Raw genomic sequence first — 8622 nt, 5'->3', positions numbered from 1 at the left:
GTCTTTCGCGTTTAAAACAGCCACGGTAGATCCAGATAATAGTGTTGTAGATGCAGTGTCAATTGTTCTGCCTTTGATAATGTGTTGTGCTTTCACGTACGAAGAAAGAAAAATCAGAAAGCAGACTGAGAGTAGTAGTTTGTTCATGGAGCGAGTTTGGATTAGTTTTGGTCTCCGAATATAGAACTAATATGTTAGTTGTGTGTTATGCTTTAACCTTTTTTAACAAACGTCTCTAAATCATTACAATTTGCTCCAAAATCCGCTATTATTTCTGCAGCATGTACGATGAAAATGAGCAAATTGCAACTCAGAAGCAGTATAAAAGCTGAAGTTCAGTCTCTTTTAGCAGCAAATCAAAAATTACTATGGTGATTAATACGGATTTATTAGAAAAGCTATTGAGTTCGCTTCCAAGTGAAACAAAAAGAGGTGCTAAAATTAAGTAGCACCTCTTTTTGTTTATGGGTTTGTAGACCAGACTGAAGCATCCTTTATAAAAACCCTTCTGTTTAGTTTCAGTTGAGAAACAATGAGTTCAGCCAGATCTTCGGGCTGCATCACTTTATCTGGATTGCCATCTGTCAATTTCAAATCGATAGCCATATCTGTAGCGGTGGTACTAGGTGCCAAAGCAGTAACGCGAATATTATGTTTCCGCATTTCTTGCATTAAAGAAACCGACAAAGCATTAATCGCAGCTTTTGATGCCGAATAAGCACTGGTTACTGCTGCAGGACTAAATGCCGATGAGCTGGAAATATTGATAATATCTCCACTTTGCTTTTCAATCATTTCTGGCACCACCGCTCGGGTAACATAATAAGTTCCCAGTAAATTGGTTTGTATCACGTTTTGCCAGTCTGCTGGTTCCATTTCCAAAAACTTCGCAAATTTTCCTACGCCGGCATTATTTATCAAAATATCAATAAAGCCCAATTCAGACTGTACCGATTTAACCGCTTCGTTTACTGAATCGATGTTGCCTACATCCATTGTGGCTACTGCAATTTTAACATGATATTGTTTTAGGTCTGCAGCCAGTTCATCCAAACTGCTTTTGGTTCTTGCAACTAAACCAACATTTACACCTTCTTTAGCTAAAGCAATTGCAATCGCTTTCCCGATGCCTTTACCCGCACCGGTAATCAGTGCATTTTTTCCTGATATGTTTTCCATTTTAATTTTAATTTTTAATCATCACGTCATTGCGAGCACGAAGCAATCTTAATGCATTGGGATTAAAAGTAAAGCGATCACTTAAGATTGCTTCGTACCTCGCAATGACAAACCTTTCATTACAAATCGAACTTTATGCCTTGCGCCAATGGTAAAGTATTTGAATAATTTATCGTATTGGTCTGTCTTCTCATATAAGCTCTCCAGGCATCCGAGCCACTTTCCCTGCCGCCTCCTGTTTCCTTCTCTCCGCCAAAAGCACCACCAATCTCTGCTCCAGATGTACCAATGTTCACATTTGCAATTCCACAATCAGATCCTTTGGCTGATAAAAACTGCTCTGCTTCTCTTAAATTCAAGGTCATAATGGCTGATGATAAACCCTGCGGCACACCATTTTGTAAAGCGATCGCTTCATCCAGTGTTTTATATTTAATCAGGTATAAAATTGGGGCAAAGGTTTCGTGCTGTACAATTTTAAAATCATTTTGAACCTCGGCAATACAAGGTTTTACATAACAGCCGCTACTGTAATGATCGCCGGTCAATACACCACCTTCTACTACAAATTTCCCGCCTTCGGCTTTACATTTTTGTATCGAGTCGAGATAGGCATCAACGGCGTCGGTATCGATTAGCGGTCCTACATGATTATTTTGATCCAATGGATTACCAATGCGCAATTGATCGTAAGCTTTTACCAATTTCTCTTTAAAGGCATCATACACACTTTCGTGGATAATTAATCTTCTGGTTGTGGTACAGCGTTGTCCTGCAGTACCTACCGCACCGAAAACAGCACCGATTAAACTCATATCTAAATCTGCATGTTCAGAGATAATGATGGCATTATTTCCGCCTAGCTCCAATAAACTTTTGCCCAACCGTGCACCTACAGCAGCACCAACCTGCTTGCCCATACGGGTTGATCCCGTCGCCGAAATCAATGGCACACGACCATCGTTGGTCATTAATTCGCCAACGGATCTGTCGCCGATAATCAGGTTACAAACACCTTCAGCCACATCATTGGCTTTAAAGACTTTAGCAATAATATGTTGGCAGGCAATGGCTGTTAAAGGGGTCTTCTCCGAAGGTTTCCAGATGCAAACATTTCCGCAAACCAATGCCAATGCCGAGTTCCATGCCCAAACCGCCACAGGGAAATTAAATGCTGAAATGATTCCCACAATCCCCAGCGGATGCCACTGCTCATACATGCGATGGCTTGGCCGCTCGCTGTGCATGGTTAAGCCGTAAAGCTGCCGCGATAATCCCACCGCAAAGTCACAGATGTCGATCATCTCCTGCACTTCTCCAAAACCTTCCTGTAAACTCTTTCCCATCTCATAGGAAACCAAAGTGCCCAGGGCGTCTTTATTTTCCCTTAAAGCGTCGCCAAACTGACGAACAATCTCTCCTCTTTTTGGTGCCGGAACAGTTTTCCAGTCTGCAAATGCCGACTGGGCTTTCGCAATAATTGATTCATAATCTGCTGAAGTGGCTATTTTGCTTTCACCTATAAGCTTGCCATCAACCGGAGAAAAACTTTTCAACGTTTCTGCATTCGATTCGCCTCCCCAACTACTTCCAGTGCTGAAAGCGGCATTACTTTCTGCTATGCCAAGTGTGTTTAAAATGGATTGAATATCTGTATTCATATATCTAACGATTTACACAAAAAAACAAAAAATTACCATAAAGCAAGTTACATTTGACTCGATACTTTATCACAATTCTTAATATCTTGCTTTAAACGCAACTGACTTATTAAATTAGAAAACATGAATAAAAAATTTTTGGCTTGTAGTGCAATATTTGTTTCTCTATTTGTGGCAAATACGCTATCTGCTCAGGAAAAAGCTGTTGAAAAATCAGCAAAATTATCTGTTTATCGTGTAACCCCAGCGAAAATAAACGACCTGATGCATACCAAACTCGATGTATCTTTCGATTATGCAAAACGATATCTTTACGGCAAAGAGTGGGTGACGTTAAAGCCTCATTTTTATGCTACAGATTCATTAACGCTTGATGCTCAGGGCATGGATATTAAAACGGTTGCACTGGTTGGCCTAAAGGGAAATACACCTTTGAAATATGATTATCGCGATAACAAACTTTACATCACGTTAAATAAGAAGTATACCAATACCGAAAAATATACCGTATACATTGCGTACACTGCAAAGCCGGATGAATTGAAAGTTCAGGGAAGTGCAGCAATTACGGATGCTAAAGGTTTGTATTTCATCAACCCTGATGGTGCAGATAAAAATAAACCAATCCAGATCTGGACACAAGGTGAAACGGAATCTTCATCGGCCTGGTTCCCAACCATTGATAAGCCAGACCAAAAAACAACACAGGAAATCTCGATGACGGTTCAATCGAAATATACCACTTTATCTAACGGAAAATTGGTTAGTCAGAAACCAAACGCTAATGGCACAAGAACCGACACCTGGAAAATGGATCTACCGCACTCGCCTTATTTATTTATGATGGCAGTTGGCGATTTTAAAATCACAAAAGATACCTACAAAGGCAAAGAGGTTAACTACTATCTGGAGCCAAAATATGCACCTTTTGCCAAACAGATTTTCGGTAAAACGCCAACGATGATGAAATTCTACAGCGATGTTTTAGGCGTAGATTATCCATGGAATAAATATGCACAGGTTGTAGCAAGAGATTATGTTTCGGGTGCCATGGAAAACACAACCGCGACACTGCATGGTGAGCACATCCAAAAAACTGATCGTGAGTTATTGGATGGAAACGAAGAAGGTACGATTGCGCATGAACTTTTTCACCAATGGTTTGGCGATTATGTTACCGCAGAATCATGGTCTAACCTCACCATGAACGAATCTTTTGCCACTTTTGGCGAAATCATCTGGCATGGATATGATGAAGGGAAAGATGCGGAAGATAAATCACGTTATGAAAAATTACAATCCTATATCAGCTCTACAAAAAACGGGGAAAGCCCAATATTAGCTCGTTTTTACTATAATGATAAAGAGGATATGTTTGATAATGTGAGCTATGCTAAAGGATCGGTGATTTTATATGCAATGAAAAATCAAATGGGTGATGCTGCTTTCTATAAAGGTTTAAACAAATATCTGACCACCAACGCTTTCAAAAATGGCGAAACCCATCAGTTGCGTTTGGCTATGGAAGACATCACCGGAAAAGATTGGAGTCCCTATTTTAACCAGTGGTATTATGCAGGAGGCCACCCGATTTTAGCAGTTGATTATGGTTATGAGAATGGAAAGGCTACCATTAAAGTAAAACAAACACAGGATGCAGCCGTGCAAACCTTTACTTTGCCTGTTAAAGTCGTGATTTATGCGGGTGGGCAAAAGGTAACTAAAGAGATAGTGATCAACAGCCGTGAGCAAACTTTTTCTTTTGAGGTGAGTGCCAAACCAGATCTAATCGACTTTGATGCTGATAAAATCATTGTTGGCGAAATTAACGACAATAAGGTTGCAGAAAACTATTATTTCCAGTATAAAAATGCACCGACTTATGCCAATAGGATTGAAGCTCTGCAATTTATAATGCAAAGTAAAGCTAAAAGCGGCCAGCAGATTTTGTTGGGTGCTTTAAAAGATAAATCTGGAGATTTAAGGGCATTAAGTATTGAGGGTTTGAATTTAGAAGACGCTGAAGTTAAAGCTGTTGCATTACCGGTATTGTTGCAAATGGCTAAAACCGATAAAGATACTGAAGCGAGGGCTGCGGCAATTACTAAACTGGCCGAAACTGGCGACCAAACTTACAAGGCACTATTGCTGGACGGTGTGAAAGACAGATCTTACAGGGTAATTGCAGCATCGATTGCCGGTTTAACCAAAGTTGCACCGCAAGAAGGTATGACGGCGTTATCTTCATTGGATCAGGATACGAAAGACCATATTGCTTCTTCTATCGCTTCGTTGTACATCAGCGATCCAAAAGATGAGCATCAGGCATTTTATGAAAACATTATGGCCAATGGCGATCGCAACAAAATTTTCGCAGTGATTGGCCAATATTTTCAATATTTAAGGGCCAATACCAATCCTATAGTTACGGAAAAAGGCATCAATGGAATTAGTGCAGCTATTGAACGTTTGAAATTGCAAAATTACTTGAATAAACAGCTTTCAGGTGCTTATGAAGCAACCGCTCAGGCCAAAACACAGCAAGCTAAATCAGCAAGCGGCGAGGTGAAGTCAAACCTAAATAAACAAGCAGATATATTTAAAAAAGCTGCGGCAGAACTAGGTAAAGAATAACCGAAAGATCTTTTATCAAGATAAAAGCGCTACAGGTGTAAAAATCTGTAGCGCTTTTTTCTGCTCGGAATAGCAATAGCTAGGGAATCATCGAACTGCAGTTATCCTTCCTTCTGGTATCAATCAGATAAACAATTTGCCAACGATTATCCAATTTTGCCAGTTGAAAAGAATTCACACCACAATGGCTAAATTTTTCATCGATATAAAACTTGTAATCGGTCCACACCGTGGCAAGCGGTCCATCAATTAAAATCTTCGAAAATACAATTCGCTCATCAAATTTCTCTTTATGTGGCGAACCAATAAACTTTATAAAATCATCTAGTTGCTCAGTTCGAACAGATAATTTCTCATTTTTATTCACAATAGTTTGCATGATACAACTTTTTGCGAATGCTGATCTGCTAAGTGTACTATCTCCGGTTTTCATTCCGGTAAAAAGATGAGTAACTACCGTTTTAATTGCCTCCTCCTCATGCTGAGCCAGTAATTTTGTACTTAAAAAAATCAGGAAGAAAGCTAATATTGTCCAGTTTTTCATGACTTGTTGATTACCTTACTACAATAAATTTATATTATTTTTGTGAAAGAAGGGGAAAGGAACCGCGATGTTGATAAAATATTAGCTTAATTCACACATCTTAATCACTGCCGATAGGCTTTATTTTCAGCTATTTACGATTGTCTTAACAATTAATGTTAATAATTATTTATAAAAGCGATAATTAAAATCGGTAAAATTATAATGTGTTTTTCTGCTTAATGGCACGGTTCTTTAATAGTTATTAGATATGGAAGAAGAATTCTTTTTTGAATCCAACGAAGATGCACAACGCTCTGTAGAACGTTACGAAGAAATGCTCCGTAATCAGGATCAGTATTTTTTCGACGCTGGCGCTTTCGAATATATTGTAGATTTTTACATCGAAAAAAATGATCCGGTTAAAGCACTGCAGGTAGTTGATTTTGCCATCAGCCAGCATCCGTATGCCACTGTTTTTCTTATTAAACAAGCACATCTTTTCATTTTAACCAACAACAATGAACAGGCTTTTATCGCTTTGCAAAAAGCAGAGTTATTGGAGCCATCAGAACCAGATATTTATCTGTTGCGTGGTAATATTTTTCAAAATACCGAACGGTTTAGCGAAGCATTAGAAAATTATGATAAAGCTTTAGGTTTAGCTGAAAGTACAGATGAGATTCTTTTGCAAATGGCTTATGTGTACCAAAGCATGGGCGATTATGAAAGTGCGATTACCTATATCAAACTGAGTTTAGAACAAAACATGGAAAATCAGGACGGTTTGTACGAGCTGGCCTTTTGCTACGATGTTTTAGATAAACAGGAAGAAAGCATTAAGTTTTACCAGCAATACATTGATACTGATCCTTACTCTTACGCCGCTTGGTATAACTTGGGAAACAGTTTCCATAAACTTAATCTTTTTGAAAAGGCGATTGATGCTTATGATTATGCCATCTTAATCAAGGAGGATTTTAGTTCTGCTTATTTTAATAAAGGCAACGCTTTGGTTCAGCTGGATAAATATGATGAAGCTATTGAAGTTTATAAACAGACTTTTGAATATGAGCAACCCAATGCAGATACTTATTGTGCAATGGGTGAATGTTATGAGAAATTGGAAAAGATGGATGAAGCCCGTTCTTACTACAAAAAGTCAGTAAAAATGGATCCAAAAATGGCTGATGCTTGGTTTGGAATTGGCGTAACATTAAACCATGAAGAACGCTATTTTGAATCATTACATTTCTATAAAAAAGCAATCGATTTAGAAGCAGAAAACGCTGATTTCTGGTTTGCGATGGCTGATGCGTATTACAAATTGGGGCAGATTGAAGAGTCAATCGCTGCTTATGATAAAGTTCTGGAATATAATCCTTTAGATGTGGAAGCATGGCTGGATTTTAGTACCGTGTTGTACGAACAAGGAAAATTATTGGAAGCATCGGAAACGATGGCTGAAGCAATTAAAAATAATCCTGAAGCTGCAGAGCTATATTATCGCATGGTAGCCTATCTTTTTGCAATGGGCAATTATGCCGATGCATTGGGTTATTTGGAAACAGCTTTAACTACCGATCCGGATAAACATTATATTTTGTTTGAATATTTGCCGCAACTTCAGGATAACAGTGCCATTATCAGCGTAATAAGTCGATATATCAGGTAACAGTCTTGTGAGAAAAATTTAACAAATAAATCTCAAAATTTTTTTCACTTTTGTACGCATATGAATTACCCATTATTAAACGTTCCTGAACGTCCGGAAAAACCACGCCAAAAGGGCTATACAATGGTTATGGACAAGGGATTAAGCCTGCGCCAGGTAGAAGATTTTATTGAAGTTGCCGGCGTTTATACAGATATCGTAAAATTAGGTTGGGCTACATCACACGTTACGCCAAACCTTAAAGAGAAATTAGCTTTATATAAAAGTGCCGGGATTCCAACCTATTTTGGAGGAACATTATTCGAAGCATTTATCATCAGAAATCAGTTTTCAGATTATCAGCGTGTTTTGGATCAGTACGGGATGGAATATGCCGAAGTTTCTGATGGGTCGATCGAAATAGAACATGATAAAAAGTGTAATTATATTAGCGAATTATCTAAACAGGTAACTGTAATTTCCGAAGTGGGAAGTAAAGACGCTGCAAAAATTTTCGCTCCATACAAATGGATAAAATTAATGCAGGCCGAAATACAAGCAGGATCGTGGAAGGTAATTGCTGAAGCACGTGAAGGTGGAAATGTTGGAATTTATCGTGGAAGTGGCGAAGTACGTGAGGGATTAGTTGATGAAATTTTAACGCAAATTCCGGAGGAAACCATTATTTGGGAAGCGCCACAAAAAGAACAACAGGTTTGGTTCATCAAACTTATCGGATCAAACGTAAACCTGGGGAACATTGCGCCGGCCGAAGTGATTCCATTAGAAACTATTCGTTTGGGCTTACGTGGAGATACTTTCGATTATTTCCTGAATCAAACAAAATAAAATATATCGTTATTGCGAGCCACGAAGCAATCTTACAATGTTAGTTGATTTACTACCGCTGTAAGATTGCTTTATGCTTTATAAAGAATCCTTGTACATATGAAAACATACGGTCTAATCGG

6 protein-coding genes are annotated in these 8622 nt (G+C 38.6%); 3 read left to right on the top strand and 3 right to left on the bottom strand.

The window, feature by feature from the left end:
• Positions 1-462 precede the first annotated feature (462 nt).
• Together ON09_RS20510 and amaB are read right to left on the bottom strand one after the other, a co-directional pair.
• Positions 463-1179 carry a 3-ketoacyl-ACP reductase gene (locus tag ON09_RS20510; protein ID WP_010602945.1) on the bottom strand — a complete coding sequence of 239 codons (717 nt, stop codon included), beginning with the start codon at positions 1177-1179 and terminating at the stop codon, positions 463-465.
• A gap of 119 nt (positions 1180-1298) precedes the next feature.
• Entirely contained in the window at positions 1299-2840 is a 1542-nt protein-coding gene (amaB, locus tag ON09_RS20505) for an L-piperidine-6-carboxylate dehydrogenase (RefSeq protein WP_010602944.1), read from the bottom strand.
• Between the two features lie 123 nt (positions 2841-2963).
• Between amaB and ON09_RS20500 the strand changes: the two genes are divergently transcribed.
• Positions 2964-5474, top strand: coding sequence for a M1 family metallopeptidase (locus tag ON09_RS20500; RefSeq protein WP_010602943.1), 2511 nt, complete (start codon positions 2964-2966; stop codon positions 5472-5474).
• A 79-nt stretch (positions 5475-5553) separates the two neighbouring features.
• Here ON09_RS20500 and ON09_RS20495 read toward each other — a convergent pair whose 3' ends face one another.
• Complete coding sequence (locus ON09_RS20495) at positions 5554-6018, bottom strand: nuclear transport factor 2 family protein (RefSeq protein ID WP_010602942.1); 465 nt, start codon at positions 6016-6018, stop codon at positions 5554-5556.
• 250 nt (positions 6019-6268) lie between these two features.
• Between ON09_RS20495 and ON09_RS20490 the strand changes: the two genes are divergently transcribed.
• Entirely contained in the window at positions 6269-7672 is a 1404-nt protein-coding gene (locus ON09_RS20490; protein WP_010602941.1) for a tetratricopeptide repeat protein, read from the top strand.
• A gap of 60 nt (positions 7673-7732) precedes the next feature.
• The gene (locus ON09_RS20485; protein ID WP_010602940.1) at positions 7733-8500 is read left to right on the top strand and encodes a phosphosulfolactate synthase; all 768 of its coding nucleotides are present in this window, start codon (positions 7733-7735) and stop codon (positions 8498-8500) included.
• The last annotated feature ends 122 nt before the right edge of the window (positions 8501-8622 follow it).

This window comes from Pedobacter agri PB92, from assembly GCF_000258495.1.
In the GTDB taxonomy this organism is placed as follows: domain Bacteria; phylum Bacteroidota; class Bacteroidia; order Sphingobacteriales; family Sphingobacteriaceae; genus Pedobacter; species Pedobacter agri.
Note: the sequence above shows the minus strand (reverse complement) of the source record. Positions and strands in the feature narration are given on the sequence as shown.

What these genes read in the sequence shown, in the direction of transcription:
- amaB (WP_010602944.1), bottom strand. Translation starts at nt 2,840, where the DNA reads ATGAATACAGATATTCAATCCATTTTAAACACACTTGGCATAGCAGAA.
- ON09_RS20495 (WP_010602942.1), bottom strand. Translation starts at nt 6,018, where the DNA reads ATGAAAAACTGGACAATATTAGCTTTCTTCCTGATTTTTTTAAGTACA.
- ON09_RS20500 (WP_010602943.1), top strand. Translation starts at nt 2,964, where the DNA reads ATGAATAAAAAATTTTTGGCTTGTAGTGCAATATTTGTTTCTCTATTT.
- ON09_RS20510 (WP_010602945.1), bottom strand. Translation starts at nt 1,179, where the DNA reads ATGGAAAACATATCAGGAAAAAATGCACTGATTACCGGTGCGGGTAAA.
- ON09_RS20485 (WP_010602940.1), top strand. Translation starts at nt 7,733, where the DNA reads ATGAATTACCCATTATTAAACGTTCCTGAACGTCCGGAAAAACCACGC.
- ON09_RS20490 (WP_010602941.1), top strand. Translation starts at nt 6,269, where the DNA reads ATGGAAGAAGAATTCTTTTTTGAATCCAACGAAGATGCACAACGCTCT.